At 29.6% G+C, this 16,620-nt stretch carries 13 protein-coding genes; 6 read left to right on the top strand and 7 right to left on the bottom strand.

Translation table 11 applies throughout. The annotated features are described in order from the left end of the window. Positions 1-33 precede the first annotated feature (33 nt). The 3 genes from argS to ABF633_RS05310 all read right to left on the bottom strand — a co-directional run bounded on the left by argS (position 34) and on the right by ABF633_RS05310 (position 6,103). A complete protein-coding gene (gene argS / locus ABF633_RS05320) occupies positions 34-1,725 on the bottom strand; it encodes an arginine--tRNA ligase (protein ID WP_415522607.1) in 1,692 nt (563 codons plus the stop codon). A 665-nt stretch (positions 1,726-2,390) separates the two neighbouring features. Further along, positions 2,391-4,505, bottom strand: coding sequence for an RNA degradosome polyphosphate kinase (locus tag ABF633_RS05315; RefSeq protein ID WP_415522606.1), 2,115 nt, complete (start codon positions 4,503-4,505; stop codon positions 2,391-2,393). Between the two features lie 59 nt (positions 4,506-4,564). Then, on the bottom strand, positions 4,565-6,103 hold the full coding sequence (locus ABF633_RS05310) for an HD domain-containing protein (protein WP_415522605.1): 1,539 nt from the start codon (positions 6,101-6,103) through the stop codon (positions 4,565-4,567). A gap of 182 nt (positions 6,104-6,285) precedes the next feature. Here ABF633_RS05310 and ppx point away from each other — a divergent pair, with 182 nt between their 5' ends. Both ppx and ABF633_RS05300 read left to right on the top strand, forming a co-directional pair. Next, positions 6,286-7,791, top strand: coding sequence for an exopolyphosphatase (ppx, locus tag ABF633_RS05305; RefSeq protein ID WP_415522604.1), 1,506 nt, complete (start codon positions 6,286-6,288; stop codon positions 7,789-7,791). A gap of 294 nt (positions 7,792-8,085) precedes the next feature. Continuing rightward, complete coding sequence (locus ABF633_RS05300; RefSeq protein ID WP_415522603.1) at positions 8,086-8,772, top strand: TerC family protein; 687 nt, start codon at positions 8,086-8,088, stop codon at positions 8,770-8,772. 177 nt (positions 8,773-8,949) lie between these two features. Here the strand turns inward: ABF633_RS05300 and ABF633_RS05295 are convergent, their stop codons facing one another. Further along, positions 8,950-9,456 (bottom strand): D-glycero-alpha-D-manno-heptose-1,7-bisphosphate 7-phosphatase, encoded by a 507-nt coding sequence (locus ABF633_RS05295; protein WP_415522602.1) that lies wholly within the window; start codon positions 9,454-9,456, stop codon positions 8,950-8,952. A 514-nt stretch (positions 9,457-9,970) separates the two neighbouring features. On the opposite strand from ABF633_RS05295, the gene ABF633_RS05290 reads away from it, so the two are divergent. Continuing rightward, positions 9,971-10,357, top strand: coding sequence for a VOC family protein (locus ABF633_RS05290; RefSeq protein WP_415522601.1), 387 nt, complete (start codon positions 9,971-9,973; stop codon positions 10,355-10,357). Positions 10,358-10,415: 58 nt separating this feature from the next. Here ABF633_RS05290 and queC read toward each other — a convergent pair whose 3' ends face one another. After that, positions 10,416-11,090: a 7-cyano-7-deazaguanine synthase QueC gene (queC, locus tag ABF633_RS05285; RefSeq protein WP_415522600.1), complete on the bottom strand. Its 675-nt coding sequence runs from the start codon at positions 11,088-11,090 to the stop codon at positions 10,416-10,418. A 132-nt stretch (positions 11,091-11,222) separates the two neighbouring features. Beyond that, a complete protein-coding gene (locus ABF633_RS05280) occupies positions 11,223-11,639 on the bottom strand; it encodes an acyl-CoA thioesterase (protein ID WP_415522599.1) in 417 nt (138 codons plus the stop codon). 290 nt (positions 11,640-11,929) lie between these two features. On the opposite strand from ABF633_RS05280, the gene pyk reads away from it, so the two are divergent. Beyond that, positions 11,930-13,348: a pyruvate kinase gene (gene pyk, locus ABF633_RS05275; RefSeq protein ID WP_415522598.1), complete on the top strand. Its 1,419-nt coding sequence runs from the start codon at positions 11,930-11,932 to the stop codon at positions 13,346-13,348. A gap of 387 nt (positions 13,349-13,735) precedes the next feature. On the opposite strand, the gene ABF633_RS05270 is transcribed toward pyk, so the two are convergent. Beyond that, entirely contained in the window at positions 13,736-14,038 is a 303-nt protein-coding gene (locus ABF633_RS05270; RefSeq protein WP_415522631.1) for a DedA family protein, read from the bottom strand. A 230-nt stretch (positions 14,039-14,268) separates the two neighbouring features. Between ABF633_RS05270 and ABF633_RS05265 the strand changes: the two genes are divergently transcribed. Next, positions 14,269-14,994 carry an ABC transporter ATP-binding protein gene (locus tag ABF633_RS05265; RefSeq protein WP_415522597.1) on the top strand — a complete coding sequence of 242 codons (726 nt, stop codon included), beginning with the start codon at positions 14,269-14,271 and terminating at the stop codon, positions 14,992-14,994. Beyond that, entirely contained in the window at positions 14,987-16,597 is a 1,611-nt protein-coding gene (locus tag ABF633_RS05260; protein ID WP_415522596.1) for a putative ABC transporter permease subunit, read from the top strand. The genes ABF633_RS05265 and ABF633_RS05260 overlap by 8 nt, the downstream gene beginning before the upstream one ends. The last annotated feature ends 23 nt before the right edge of the window (positions 16,598-16,620 follow it).

Below are 16,620 nucleotides of genomic sequence, written 5' to 3'. Positions count from 1 at the left end.
AAATAAGATCTTTCATATAATTATACTATAATTCTACATACTTTCCACTGTATTTATTCCCAATAAATACAGACCATTTTTTATTACCTGAGAAGTTGCTTCCACAAGCTTTAATCTTGCATTTTTAATTTCATCATCTTCTACCGTTGCTATCTTGTGAAGATTGTAAAATTTATTGAATGCCTTTGCAATATCTATAATATGTCTTGTTAAAATTGAAGGCTCCAATTTATCTATAGCATCAAAAATAGCTTTTTGAAAGCTTTCTAAATACTTTATAAGCTCAAATTCTTCAGCAGTATTTAGCTTACAATAGTTTATTTCACCCTGGGCAGTTCCAAGTTTTCTCAATATGCTTTTTCCCCTCGCATAAGTATACTGAATATAAGGGCCAGTTTCACCATCAAAGCTGAGCATTTCTTTCCAGTCAAAAACTATATCCTTCTCTCTGCCGTTTTTAAGATAAGTAAATATCATTGCTCCTACTCCAACTTTCTTAGCAACTTCCTCCTTATCATTGAGTTCAGGATTTTTCTCATTTATAATCTCTAAAGTTTTTGATATGGATTCATTTAATAAATCTTCTAGGAAAATCACCTCACCTTTTCTGGTAGATAGCTTTTTATCTGCAAATTTTACAAGTCCAAAGCTTACATGATTGCAATTTTTTGCCCAATCATAACCCATAAGTTCCAATGTCTTAAACACCTGCTTAAAATGAAGCCTTTGCTCTCCTCCAACTACATAAATACTCTTATAAAAATCATAGGTATTCTTCCTATATTCTGCTGCTGCTAAATCACGGGTAGCATAAATTGTAGCTCCATCTGACTTTTTAATTATACAAGGAGGCATATTAAATTCCTCAAGCATTACAACCTTTGCACCATTGCTGTCTACAAGTAATCCCTTTTTATCTATTTCCTCTACTACTGCATCCATTTTATCATTATAAAAGCTTTCCCCTGCATAGGAGTCGAATTTTACATTTAATAAATCATACACATTCTGGAATTCTTTAAGACTTAGTTCCCTAAACTTTTCCCAAAGTTCAGTCTCTTCTTTCTCACCATCTTCTAATTTCTTAAAATACATTCTAGCCTCATCCTCAAGACTTGAATCCTTATCTGCTTCTTCATGAAATTTAACATATATTCTTAGTAGTTCTTTTATTGGCTCTTTTTCCAATTGCTCTTTATTGCACCATCTTTTATAGGCACATATTAATTTGCCAAACTGAGTTCCCCAATCTCCCAGATGATTTATTCCTATACATTTATAACCTTCAAAGGACAAAATTCTATATAATGAATTTCCTATGGCTGTGCTGAAAAGATGCCCTACATGAAAAGGCTTTGCAATATTAGGTGAAGAAAAATCTATAGTAATATTTTTACCCTTTCCAATTTCGGATGAACCATAGGAATCTTTTTCAATTAATATTTTTTCAACTGTATTTTTTATAAAAACTCCTTTGTCAACAAAGAAATTTAAATATGGTCCTAGATTTTCTATCTTTTCAAAGCCGTCCTTATCTATATTTCTTGCAATATCTTCTGCAATCATATTTGGTGCCTTTCTCAAAGTTTTTGCCAGAGAAAAGCATGGAAAAGCATAGTCTCCCATCTCAGATTTAGGTGGTATTTCTATTAATCTTTCAATAGTTTCTAATTCTAATTCTACAGTCTTTTTAATTTTTTCTGCAATTATTTTCTTATAATCCATAAATACTCTCCTTTTTATCAATGAATGTTACTTTAGTGAAAATTTATAAGCTCATCAAGTTTAGATGAATTATATCCTTATAAAAATTTATTAAAAAATAAAAAACCGCCTATGCAAAAAATTGCAGAGACGGATAATCCGCGGTACCACTCTGATTGACATTGGGCATCTACATAAATAACACATCAAATATACCAGCTGTTATTTATTTTTATTTGATGATTCCTCAGTCCACTCAATGCTTTAACGCAGCAAAAACGACTTTCATCAAGAAAAATATATTTCCCCTTTGAAGTTTTTCCAAGGTTCTCTTCACACGGACATATATATCCATAAGCTACTAATTAATATATGCTTTAATAAAAAACCACTGAACTTCCACCCTCTTCAGCTCGCTAAAAATTTTCTATTAGCTACTCTCCTCTTCAACAAATCCATACTTAGGCATATGAAAATAAATAGTAAGTCAAAGATGCGACGGATATTTTGAATCATACAAGGAAACAGGTTCTGAGGATAGTGAACTATCTGAGGGTTCTGTTGACGTAGTAGGATTCAAAATAGACTAGCATACTGACTAGTTATTTATTTGAATGTGCCTTATATAATAGTTTATACTAAATTATAGTATTTAACCTATATCTATGTCAATATAAATTTACTCATTAAAACTTACCTTTCAATGATGTTACAGGGGTGAATTTCTGCTGACTTTCTTGTTTTTTAGCCTTTTTGACCTGTTTTATAGCCTTCTTTGAAAAATATTCCTGACTATTTATCATTTCATCGCCCTCATTACAAGTTACTCTAGAATAAGTTCCATCATTATTTAAAATTCTTGCCTTTACGTTATCAGATAAATAAACATTTAAAAATTGTTTTATTCTATGCTTATTTTCCTCATCCTCTATTGGAAATAATATTTCTACTCTCCTATCTAAATTTCTATTCATCCAATCAGCACTAGATAAATATATTTCTTCATTTGAATCATTAGAAAAATAAAAAATTCTACTATGCTCTAGGAATCTTCCAACTATACTTATTACTGTTATATTTTCACTTACACCTTTAAGTCCTGGTCTAAGACAGCATATTCCCCTTACAATAAGCTGAATTTTAACTCCAGCTCTGGACGCATCATATAATGCTTCTATTATCTGCTTATCTACAAGTGAATTGATTTTAGCTATAATATTTGCTTTTTTACCGTTTTTGGCATTATCCTCTTCTCTCTTTATAAGAGAAATAAATTTTTTTCTTAGCCCAGAAGGTGCTATATACAGCTTATTCATTTCACTTATCATAGAATATCCTGAAAGCATATTAAATAAAGCAGAAGCATCCTCACCCACATATGTATTGGCGGTAAATAACCCTATGTCAGTATAAAAATTAGCAGTTACGTCATTATAATTACCTGTTCCCATGTGCACATATCTTTTAATCCCATCATCTTCATTTCTAACTATTAAAAGGATTTTCCCATGAGTTTTAAGTCCCAGAAGGCCATATATAACATGACAACCTGCCTTTTCAAGCTTCCTTGCCCATATTATATTGTTTTCTTCATCAAATCTGGCCTTTAATTCTACTAATACCGTTACTTGTTTTCCATTTTCCGCCGCTTCCATTAGTGCTTTTACTATAGGGGAATTTCCGCTCACCCTGTAAAGTGTCTGCTTTATAGCCAGCACCTTAGGATCTCTAGCTGCCATCTTAACTAAATCCACAACGCATTTAAATGTCTGATAAGGATGATGCACCAAGATATCATTTTTTGATATGGCATCAAATATATTTTCTCTTACAATAAATTCTGGTACAGGTACAGAATTAAAATTAGGATATTTTAAATTATCATAACCTTCAATAGAACCTAGCTTTGATAAAAATGTGAGATCAATTGGCCCTTTTATATCATATATTTCCCCAAAGGAAGCCTCCAATTCCTCATTTAGAAGTTCAATAAGTCTGTTATCCATATCATGCTCTATCTCTATACGAATAGCTTCTCCCCATTTTCTATTCTTTACAGACTGCTGAATAGCTTCTAGCAAATCTTCTGCTCCTTCCTCATCAATACTGAGGTCTGCATTTCTTGTAATTCTATAGCACCCTATAGCCTTTATATTGTGGCCCATGAAAATATCATTTATGTGCATTTTTATAATATCTTCAAGAAGAATAAAACATTTATCATCATTACACTTAGGTAATTCTACTATCCTTCCAAGAACAGAAGGAACCTGCACTGTGGCAAAAATATTCTCTTCTTCTTCCTTGCCATCAATAAAAAGTGCTATATTTAAACTCTTATTGAGGATAAGTGGAAAAGGCCTGCTGCTATCAACTACCATTGGCGTAAGAACGGGATATATTTTTGAATGAAAATAAACATTTATAAATTTTGTCTGATCACTATTTATATCTTCTGGCTTTAATATAACAATATGCTCATTTTTTAATTCATTTTCAAGATTTTTATATATGTCATATTGCTCATGTACCATTTTATGAACTTTTTCAGTTATCTTTTTAACCTGCTCACTGGAGCTAAGTCCTGCAAAGTCCACTTTATCAAAATTTGCCTGTACCTGTTCTATTAAGGAGGCCACTCTTATCATAAAAAATTCATCTAAATTTGAGTTTACAATTGACAAAAATTTAAGTCTTTCTAGCAGCGGATTAGTTTTATCTGCAGCCTCTTCTAGAACTCTTTTATTAAATTCCAGCCAACTGAGTTCTCTGTTAATAAAATTTTCATATTTGCTATCCATACTACACCTTTCCTTTAGCTATATAAAATAATAATTAAAAATACCTTATTCCAAAATTTTTAATTTTTAATTTTTATTATAGGTTTTACTCCCATTACTTCTTCAAAAAATTCACCATTATTTTTAAAACTCCACATTTCAAGAGTACAATCCTTATAAGTATCCAATTGAAAATATACAGTTCTGTCTTCCACTGTTATGTATATATTATTATCAATTTTATTTTTCTTTGATATATTTAAAGCTTCTGCAAGTTTTAAAATAGCTGCCAATTTGGATACAATTATTTTATCAGTAAAATTTAAAGTTTTATAATTTTCATGAGAAAGTGATGGTATCTCCTCACCATGATATCTTACCACATTTGCCACAATATTTAAATTTTTATCAGATAATCCAAGTATTTCTTCATAGTAAATAATATTATAGCAATAAAAACCATCTTCATTTAAGTTTACATATTTCCCTACATCATGAAGTATGGCTGCTATTTCTAAGAATAATCTTTCCCTATCTCCCAATCTATGAAATCTTTTGGTTTTATCAAATATTTCAAGAGACAAATTCTTTACTCTTTCTGAATGTTTTTTATCTATGCCGTATTTTCTGCCTATATACCAAACGGAACTTATAATATCATGATCAAACATCCTTTTCTTGCTGGGATCAAGTTTTTTACTCAGCATATCTATTAACATTCCATGTCTTAAAGAAATTTTTGGTACATTTACTCCTTCAGCTAAAGTCATATTTAAAAATGTTTCTACAATTATTGTGGAAGGCAGCAGAAGTTTAGCTTCCCCCATTGTTATATCAAATTCTTCACATATTCTTTTTGTGGTCATATTTTTTATCTTATTTAAAAAATCCAAAAGTGACTCCCTTGAAATATATCTTTTTTCTTCATTAGAATACATTTTTAAAAGAAATTTAAAACTTCCACCTAATCCAACAAAATTTTTAACTTTATAACCTTCTAAATAATTTCTTAGGGTGTAAATTCTACTTTCTACAAATTCAGTCATGACCTCTGAAAAATTTAAGGTTTTATTTTCAAGTCCCCCTAAGATTTCTCTCAGCCTAAGAGAACCTATCTTTATATATTCAGTAAATTTAAGACTTCCTTCATTGTATATAGAAACTTCAATACCACCTGAACCTATGTTAAGAATCATTGCACCTTCATTGTATATTTCCTTTGAGTTTTCTATTTTGTCTCTTAAAGCTTTAAATACTAAAAATCTTTCCTGAGATGTGTTTATTACCTCAATTAGTATTCCAGTTCTTACTCTTATTTGTTCTAATACATACTCTCTATTTTCAGCTTCTCTTATCCCGCTGGTAGAAACTGCCCAATAATACTTAACACCATAGTCCTTCATAAGCTTTACAAAGCCATCCAATATTGAACAAGTCTCATAAATTGCCTCTACACCTATTCTTTTCTTGGTAAAAGTATCTCTCCCCAAAGACGTATTTTTTTGCAAATCATCTAATATATTAATACTACCATCACTGCTGATTTCAGCAATTATCATTCTGAAAAAATTAGCTCCAAGATCTAAAGCCGCAACGGTTTCCCTATGAGTACTTTCCATTTGCTTGTATCCTCCCTAATTACATAAAACAACATAATTAATTAAATTTATTATTAGTTTATCCCAAATAGTAAAAAAATTTATATTGAATATAATTATTTTATGAAATAATATATATTATAGCAGAGAAAGATTATATATATATTAAAATATATGAATTTATTTATATAAGGAGTGACTTTATGAACAAAAGGATAGGTATAATCGACATAGGATCTAATTCAGTACGCCTTTTGCTTGCAGATATAGGTGATAAAAATTCTATACGCATAATAAATGAACTTAAAGAATACTTAAGACTTGGAGATGGACTTGATGAAAATAAAATATTGTCAGAGGAAAAAATTGAGCTGACCTTAAAAACACTAACCACCTATAAAAATATATGCACTGCTTTTGAAGTTTCAGAAATAACAGCAGTGGCAACAGAGGCCATAAGAAGCGCTAAAAATCAAAGAGAATTTTTAGATAAAATAGAAAACAGTATAGGACTAAAAATAACTGTTTTAACTGGTACAGAAGAAGCTTATTATGACTATTTCAGTACTATAAACAGTATGAATGTAGATAATGCTCTTATAGTGGATATTGGTGGAGCAAGTACTGAGCTTATACTTGTAAAACACAGAAAACTTATACATAGTATTAGTATTCCCTTTGGAGCAATAAATTTAATTAAAAAATTTGAAATTAACGATGTACTTGAAGATGATAAAGAAAATATACTTAAAAATTTTTTACTAAAACAATTTAATGATTTAGAGTGGCTAAAGGAAGCTAAAGGCTACACTCTAATAGGTATTGGTGGAAGTATACGAACACTAGGTAAAATCCATAGAAAATCTATTAACTATCCTCTAAACCTAATGCATAATTATCACATGAAAGACACAGATATTATATCCATTTATAATTTAGTAAAGAGTAAAAACAATGTTCAAAGGAAAAAGATCAAAGGTTTATCCAGTGATAGAGCCGATATTTTTGTAGGTGCTGCCGCTGCCATTTCAACTTTAATAGAATTCTGTTCTATTGAAGATATAATTATAAGCAGAAATGGCATAAGAGAGGGCTTACTGTATAGTCATATATGCAAAGATAATACTCCCATAAAGGATGTACTTGATTTTTCTATCAATACTTTATTGATAAATCATAATAGCAATTTCAGGCATGCTGAGCACATATATCATTTGATGAATTCTTTATATAGTGAACTTAAACCATTAATAAAAAGTGCCTGCAGCCTACATAATATTATAAAAACCTCTGCCATGCTGCACCACATTGGCTCCAATATAACTTACTATTTTCACTATAAACATTCTCTATATATGATACTCAATTCACAGATCAATGGACTTTCCCATAGGGAGTTAGTAATGAGTGCCTGCATAGCAGCAAGCCATAGAGATGATAGTTTTCCAATTAATTATTCTGAATACAAAACTATAATTACTAAGGAAGATTTGGAAACCATAAGGCAATTAGGATTGTTATTAAGACTTGCAGAAAATCTAGATAAAAGTATGATTTCAATAGTAAAAGATGTTAAATGCATTATAGATGAGGATACTGTAATAATAAAAACTATTTCTGATGCCATGCCTACTCTTGAAATTAAAGAAGCTTTAACTGCTACTGATGAATTTAAAGAAGTATTTGACAAAAAATTATATATTGTCTAACTTTAGCTCAAGAAATTATTAGTAATCCTTAATTTTATTTATATAAATACCTTTATAAACATCAATCCCTTATTAGGATTACTTGTCTAATCCTAATAAGGGATTTTGTAATACGTTTTGTTAATTAAATATCTGAATTTATTCAATAGTTTTATTATATAATCATATGTTTTTAATTATTACTATAATTAACTTTTAAGATAAATAATTTATTTTTATTACATTAAATTATTTATTTATAATATAATTCTATATATAAATGTTTATATAATATAAAGCCATTGGAGGAAAATTATGGATCACTATATTTTAATTATCAGTGGAATAATAAAAATAACTTTATTAGATATTGTATTAAGCGGAGACAATATAGGTATAATAGCACTAGCTACAAAAGATTTACCTTTAAAGCTTGCAAAAAAGGCTTCTTTCATAGGAGTTATTTTTGCAATTGTATTAAGAATAATATTTTCTTGCTTCATTACATACATTTTAATGATTGAAGGACTCCCAATTAAATTAGTTGGAGGTATCATTCTCATAATAATAACCTTTGATTTTATTAAACCAAAACATAATAATACACTAAAGCAAAAAAGTGTACATGGTTTTTGGCGTGCTATTTACAGTATTGTCCTTGCAGATTTAACTATGAGTATTGATAATGTACTAGCTATAGCAGGCAGTGCAAACGGCAATATATTTTTGATTGTCTTCGGTCTTCTTATAAATATTCCAATAATATTTTTAGGAAGCGTATATGTAGCAAACATTATGAAAAAACATCCTTTTGTAATATACATAGGTGGTGCCATACTTGCCCACACTGCTTTTGATATGTTTTTACATGATGAATTAATGCTTCAAATAATCCCAGAATTTTTTGTATTATATATCCCTTATGCTGCAGCAATTATTATTACAGCCTATGGATATTATATAACCTCATCAAATAAACATAAATTAAAAAAGATAGCTTAAATTTAACAGAAGAAGTCTCACTAAAAAACTTCTTCTACTTAGTTTTATTTTGTTAAATTGTAATTTTAATATATTTCATGATAATATTCACAAGTAAATGTAATGCTTTAATAGTCTAATTCGTTAAATATTAGTATAATTGTTGTGAAAATTATATATAAATTTTATCCATTTATACTAATTGATTATATTATTAACTATATCATATAAACTTTTCCCATTAACATCGGCATCACTATTAAATCTACCTATCTTTCCAGTTTTACAGCCAGCTCTCTTTCCAGCTTCTATATCTGTATCTCTGTCACCTATCATATAACTTTCTTTAAGATTAATGTTATATCTTTCTGCTAATTCCAATATCATTTTAGGTGATGGCTTTCTACACCCACTATCTAAATGGTAGTCTGGGCAAAATTTTATCTCTCTAATATTACAATAAGGTTTTAACATTTCAATCATTTTCTCGTGAATTCTATTAAGTTGTTCAACAGTAATATGTCCAATCTCAATTCCTCCCTGATTTGTCACTACAAATATTTCAAATTCATTTTTCTGTGCCTTGCTTAAAGCTTCTTTCACTCCTTTATATAATTTAAAATCTTCAGGTTTATTTATAGGTTTTTCGTTTTCATTTATAACTCCGTCTCTGTCTAAAAATAAAGCTTTATTCAATATATTCACACCTCTTTACATCTAAAAAACTATTATTTTATCCGATGACTAGCATCCATAATACTCCCATCGCACACAGCGAAAGCGATTCACACAAAATCCAAGATTTTGGTTCTCTGCTTTTCTATCAAAGTGGGAGATAACGGATGCTACGTCCCTGGATAACGATTTACCCTAAAGGACAACGATTTCTAAGTATCGAAAATACCGATACTAAGAACTCTGTTAGTAAGTTTCAGATGGAGAAAAAAACTCCACCTGAAACAAAGAACTCTGTTTATGCAGTATACAGTTACTATACTCTATGATATTATTCTCTAAAATAGTGACTATTATGATACTATACCATTAATAAATATTTTATAAGATATGTACTCAAGTATAAATTATGCTGTAACAGCTGGAATATTAGAGCTTTTTAAATAAAAAATAGCATCATAAAAAATATTAGCAATATGTGTTATAATTGCAAATATAAACTATAATCTTAAATATACAAATATAATAGGAAAGGATACTTATTATGAAATTCAATAGAATAAATCATGTAGCAATAATATGCTCTGACTATAATAAATCTAAAAAATTTTACACAGAAATTCTTGGTTTTACCATAATCCATGAAGCCTATAGGAAAGAAAGAGATTCCTATAAACTAGATTTAAGAGTTGGAAACTTTGATCAACTTGAATTATTTTCTTTTCCCAATGCGCCCAAAAGACCAAGCTATCCTGAAGCCTGCGGTTTAAGACATATTTCTTTTGAGGTAGATAACATAGACGATACAGTTCAATATTTAAAAGATAATCTAATAGTAGCAGAACCCATAAGAATAGATGAATTTACTAATAAAAAATTTACTTTCTTCAGTGATCCTGATGATCTGCCTATAGAGATTTATGAAAAATAAAAAAGCCAGAAACTAAAAACTGGAAAAATTACACCCCAGGAGTGTAATTTTTCCAGTTTTAATCCATATATTTCACTGGATCTTCATATCCCGCTTCTTCAAAAGCCTTAAGTCTTAGTAAACAGCTATCACAATGTCCACAGGCATTTTCATAACCATTATAGCAGGTCCAAGTCAAAGAGTAATCTACCCCTAATTCCATTCCCAGCTTTATTTCTTCAGCTTTTGTCATATTCATAAATGGAGCATGTATTTTTATAGGCTTATTATCTTCAACTGCACATACTGTGCCTTTATTTATTGCATTTTCCATAGCATCTATAAATTCTTTTCTGCAATCTACATATCCGGAATAATCTACCTGGCTTACTCCTATAAATATATCCTGTGCTCCCACAGCTTCAGCATAGGAAGCTGCATAGGATAAAAATATCATATTTCTTGCTGGTACATAAGTAACAGGAATATCTTGCCTATTCTCATCTCCCTCTGGAACTTGTATATGAGAATCAGTAAGTGCTGAACCTCCCCATGCATTCATATTTGTATCCACAATAATATGTTCTTTTATATCTGCCTTTTCTGCAACCTTTTTTGCAGACTCTATTTCCTTTTTATGTCTCTGCCCATAATTAAAAGAAATAGCATAAACTTCAAAGCCCTGTGATTTTGCCAAATATAAAGCTGTGGTCGAATCTAAACCACCTGATAATAGAACAACTGCTTTTTTCATTTTATCCCTCTTTTACTTCATAAAATCTTAATTTATTATATGTAACAACTATTGTTAGTCCAATGTTCTCATTTTTTGAATTCTTATTTGCATCTCTCAATTCTTAACTATCAATTAATACAAATTGAATATTTACATTAACTTTTCAAATAGCTTCCATACCTCTGGATATTTCTTTTTAATATTAACTATTTTAAATTCATTGCTATTTACAAAGGCTTGGGTAGTTCCTCCCTTTGCCAAAAGCTTTTTATCATTATTTCTAAACACATCATAATTAAAAACTACCTTTACCCCACTTATTTCAATAACAGAGGTCTTTATTAAAATCTCATCACCATATTTTGCCCCTTCTAGGTATTTACAATGAGTTTCAACTAAAGGCATCATTATTCCCATATCCTCAAGTTCTTTGTATGTAATATTTAATTTTTCTATATACTCATCTCTTGCTACTTCAAACCATATATAATATCTGGAATTATGTACAATTCCCATTTTATCTGTTTCAGCATACCTGACTTTAAGTATTGTATCATTAATAAACAAAAAACACACCTCCTAAAAATATTATTATATAAATAAATTTTTTATAAATCTATTTTATAATTTATTCAATACGACATGTGAAAACAAACAGCAAGCAAAAAAATAGTGCACATATTATTTACCATGCCTTAATATGTTTCAAAATCATCCTATTTGTAAAAGCTATAATGTAACTTTATACTTATAAATTCATTAAGCTATAAATATACTAATAATAAGCTTAACTGATATCAATAGTATACCATAAAATATTTTTATTCAAAATTATATATTGACAAGGAGATTTTATTATGCAAAAAACAAAGATGATTTTTACTATTGGTCCAGCCAGTGATACAGAAGAAACTCTAGAAAAACTTATAAATATTGGTATGAATGTAACAAGGCTTAACTTTTCTCATGGCACTCATGAAAGTCATAAAGAAAAGATGGATATTATTAAAAAGCTTAGAGAGAAGCTCAATAAACCAGTTGCCATCATGCTGGATATTAAAGGCCCTAAAATACGAACCCATAATTTTGAAAATGATAGAGTGTTAATAGAAAAAGGTAATAAATTCGTGTTTATATGCGGTGAAGAACTTCTTGGAAATAAGGAAAGATGCTCTGTTTCCTATGAGCAACTATATAAAGATGTGAAAACAGGTGGAATGTTACTTGTAGACGATGGACTATTAGAATTAAAAATAGATTCTGTTGAAGGTAAAGAAATTCACTGTACAGCCCTTAATACAGGCTACATTGGAAGCCACAAGGGTATAAATGTGCCCAATGTGTCCATAGGTCTTCCTGCTGTTACTGAAAAGGATAAAGCCGACCTAATATTTGGTTGTGAACAGGAAGTAGATATAGTAGCTGCTTCTTTCATAAGAAAGGCTGAAGATGTATTAGATGTGAGAAGAATACTTAATGAAAATGGTGGAGAAAAAATTCAAATAATACCTAAAATCGAAACCCAGGAAGGAGTAGATAACATTGATGAAATAATTAAAGCTGCTGATGGAATTATGATTGCAAGGGGAGATATGGGTGTTGAAATTCTACTTCAAAGAGTACCTATTATACAAAAAATGATAATACAAAAATGTAATAAAGCTGGTAAGCCTGTTATAACCGCAACTCAAATGCTGGATTCAATGATAAGAAATCCAAGACCAACCAGAGCTGAGGCATCAGATATAGCAAATGCCATATTTGATGGAACAGATGCCATAATGTTAAGTGGTGAAAGTGCAAGTGGCGATTATCCACTAGAGGCCGCTGCTACTATGTCTAACATAGCTAAGGAAGCTGAAGCAAATATAGATTACTCTGATGCCTTAAATAAGAGAAGAGAAAGTAGTATAAGCAATGTATCAAATGCTATAAGCCTAGCTACCTGTACTACTGCCCAAGAACTTAAAGTTGCTGCAATCATAACCTCAACTCAAACTGGCCATACCGCTAGAATGGTATCCAAATATAGACCTGAATGTCCAATCGTTGCAGTTACACCAAGTGAAAAAGTTGCCAGAGCTCTTTCCTTAAATTTTGGGGTTAAGGCAATAGTATCCAACAAATTAATTTCTACAGATGAATTAATTGAAGATGCTGTAAAGAAATCTCTAGAGGCTAATTATATAAAAAAAGGTGATTTGGTTATAATTGCTGCTGGAATACCTGCCGGTACTACAGGTACAACAAATATGATGAAAATCCAGCAAATTTAAAATAACAAAAATGGACTGTCTCCAAAGGAATAAATATTCATTTAATTTGAGAACGGCCTCATTTGTTTAATAAAAATCAGATTTTAATAATTATTCTTAATAGTAGAATAGTTAAGAAGCTGTCTCGCTATGCATAATATGCATTGTGAGACAGCCCATTTTTCTTTAATTTACATTAATAAATATTACTTATTTTTATACGTTCTATTTATGTTTCTTAGTTTTTTCCTGTCTATTTTTTTCGTAGTCACTTTCAGACTCTAGAATGTTTTTATCGTTCTTTTTATCAGAATTGCCTCTTTTAGACATATGTAGCACCCCTTTCTCAACTATATAGTTTCCAATAGGAGTGAATATTATACCAATTATTATCCAAAAACAAAAATATCATGAATTCTTTTTGTAATGCTTATAAATAAAGATTATCAATATTATAATTACTAAAACTATAGCTATTAAAATAAAATATCTTCTTATATAGAAATGAAATCTATTCCATCCGCTGCCTAAGGTTTTTCCAAGTGTTATAAATGTAAAACTCCATAAAATTCCACCTATATATGCATTAATAGCAAACTTTTTAAAGGATATTTTAGTAATACCTGCAAAATATCCCGTTACGTGCCGTACACCCGGTATAAAATAAGAAAAAATTAAAAGCTTACTGCCATATGCTTCATTCTTTTTAATTATCTAGTTTTTGCTATTAATATCAATGAATCTTACTCAGTGGGAATTTGTACTCCCACTGAGTTTAGATGAATTATCCAGGAACGTGTCGCTGTTATCTTCACCTTGTAAAAGTTGGAGTATTACAGCGACTAGTTATCGGATAAATATTTGACCTGAATAAAAATTTATAATATCTTATATGTATGACTTAAAATATACTAAAATTAAAAATGGGGAGGCTTGTCACAATGATAGAAATTCTAGATGTTAGTAAAAGCTACAACAAAACAAACAAAGCCGTAGATAGTTTAAATCTAACTATCAATGATGGAGAAATTTTTGGATTTTTAGGCCATAACGGTGCTGGAAAAACTACAACTATAAAAATGCTTACAGGAATTCTAAAAAAAGATTCTGGATATATTGGTATAAATGGTATAGACATAACTGAAAAACCTCTTGAAGCAAAAAAACAATTTGGATATGTTCCAGATAGTCCTGATATATTTTTGAGACTTAAGGGCATAGAATATTTAAATTTTATGGCAGACATGTATGATGTAAGCAATGAATTGAGAAAAGAAAGAATCCAAAGTTTAAGTGAAAGATTTGAGATGACCACAGCCCTTGGAGATAAAATACAGAGTTATTCTCATGGTATGAGACAAAAAATAGTAATAATGGGCGTACTTGTACATAGTCCTTCTACCTGGATTCTTGATGAACCAATGACCGGCCTAGATCCAAAATCATCCTTTACCCTAAAGCAGATGATGAGAGAACATGCTGATAGTGGTAAAACCGTATTTTTCTCAACTCATGTACTAGAAGTAGCTGAAAAGCTATGCGATAGAGTTGGAATAATAAATAAAGGGAAATTATTATTTTGTGGAACCTTAAATGAAATGAGAGAGCATTTTAAATCTAACGAATCCTTAGAGAAAATGTTTTTGGAGATGACTGAACATGAGTAAATTATTTATTTTAACTAAAATTCTAATAAAAAATAATGATAATCCCTTTGAATCTGGATTCAATAAGAAAAGAAAGTTCGGAATGATAATACTACTAATATTATGTTTTCTTCCCCTAGCTTTGGGATTTGCGGCTTCTACAATTTCATCCTATGATACTCTTGCAAAGCTTAATCTTCAAGGTATGCTGTTAACTTCTACTCTAGCTTTTTCCTGCATTGTAATGCTAGTATTCGGTTTTTTTTACATCATGAGTATATTTTACTTCAGCAAAGATATAGATACTTTACTTCCGCTGCCTTTAAAACCCTATGAAATATTATGTGCCAAACTTATTGTCATTATATTATTTGAATATTTTGTAGAAATTGTTACATTAGTACCCACTCTTATAGGATTTTGCTATAAGGCAGGTAATGCCCTTTTTATTATTTATGGAGTAGTTGTATTTTTAACATTGCCAATAATACCTATTGTAATTTGTTCACTAATCATTATGATTATAATGTCCTTTACAGGTTTATTTAAGGACAAAGATAGATTCAAATTTTTATCTGGGATATTTGCTATAGTACTAGCAGTACTTGTAAATGTATATATAAGAAAAATAAGTGGCCCCAGTGCAATGATTACTTCTCTTAAAGATAACAGCGGTGCCATTAATAATGCTGCTAAAGCTTTTCCCTCTGCTAAATTAGCAGCTCTTAGTCTTCTAAATTCAACGAGTATTTCTGGATTATTAAATTTACTTATATTTTTAGTAATTTCAATTATAGTTCTTATTATATTTGTTATAGCTGCACAGAGCTTATATTTTAAAGGTGCTATTGGAATTTCAGAAAGTAGTTCAAAGGGTAAAAAATTATCTGATAAGGAATTCAGTAAATCTTCAATACAAAATTCTAAATTAAAGTCCTATGTAATAAAAGAATTAAAATTACTACTTAGAACTCCTGCCTATTTACAAAATTGTATAATTGGAGGCGTAATTTTTCCACCAATAATGCTTTTAATAATACTATTTAGCAATGGCAGCATGTCTAAAAACTTTAATTTACCTATGAATAATACATTTTTATCCATAGCCACAAGCATTTTACTGATTGCAACAAGTTTTAACATGATATGTTCTACGGCTATCTCCAGAGAAGGTGAAGGATTTTTTATAATGAAATACTTACCAATCTCCTATAGGGAACAAATTCTAGGCAAAGTACTTTTAGGCATAATAATAAGTATTATAACCGATATTCTGATGTTAATAGTTGGTACTATAGTATTCAAAATCAATTTTACAATGATAATTATGTTAGCTATTATATCTATGGTAGGAATAATTTTTTATTCTTTTTTAGGAATATTTGTGGATTTAAAATTTCCTAAACTTGACTGGGATAATGAAGCAAAGGCAGTAAAACAAAATTTTAATGGTTTTATTGTAATGCTTGCTTTAATGTTAACCTCTGCACTTACAATAATTCTTTCTATTATATTAAATCTAAATTTAATTATAACTTTTATAATACTCCTTATTTTATATTCTATATTAAGTTTTTTAACATATAAATTAGCCCTAACCAAAGGTGTTGAGCTTTTAGACTAAAAATGCTTAGAAACAATAAATAT

The organism is Clostridium sp., from assembly GCF_047718555.1.
Taxonomy (GTDB): domain Bacteria; phylum Bacillota; class Clostridia; order Clostridiales; family Clostridiaceae; genus Clostridium_I.
The sequence above is the reverse complement of the archived record's forward strand: the minus strand, read 5'-3'. Positions and strand labels throughout refer to the sequence as shown.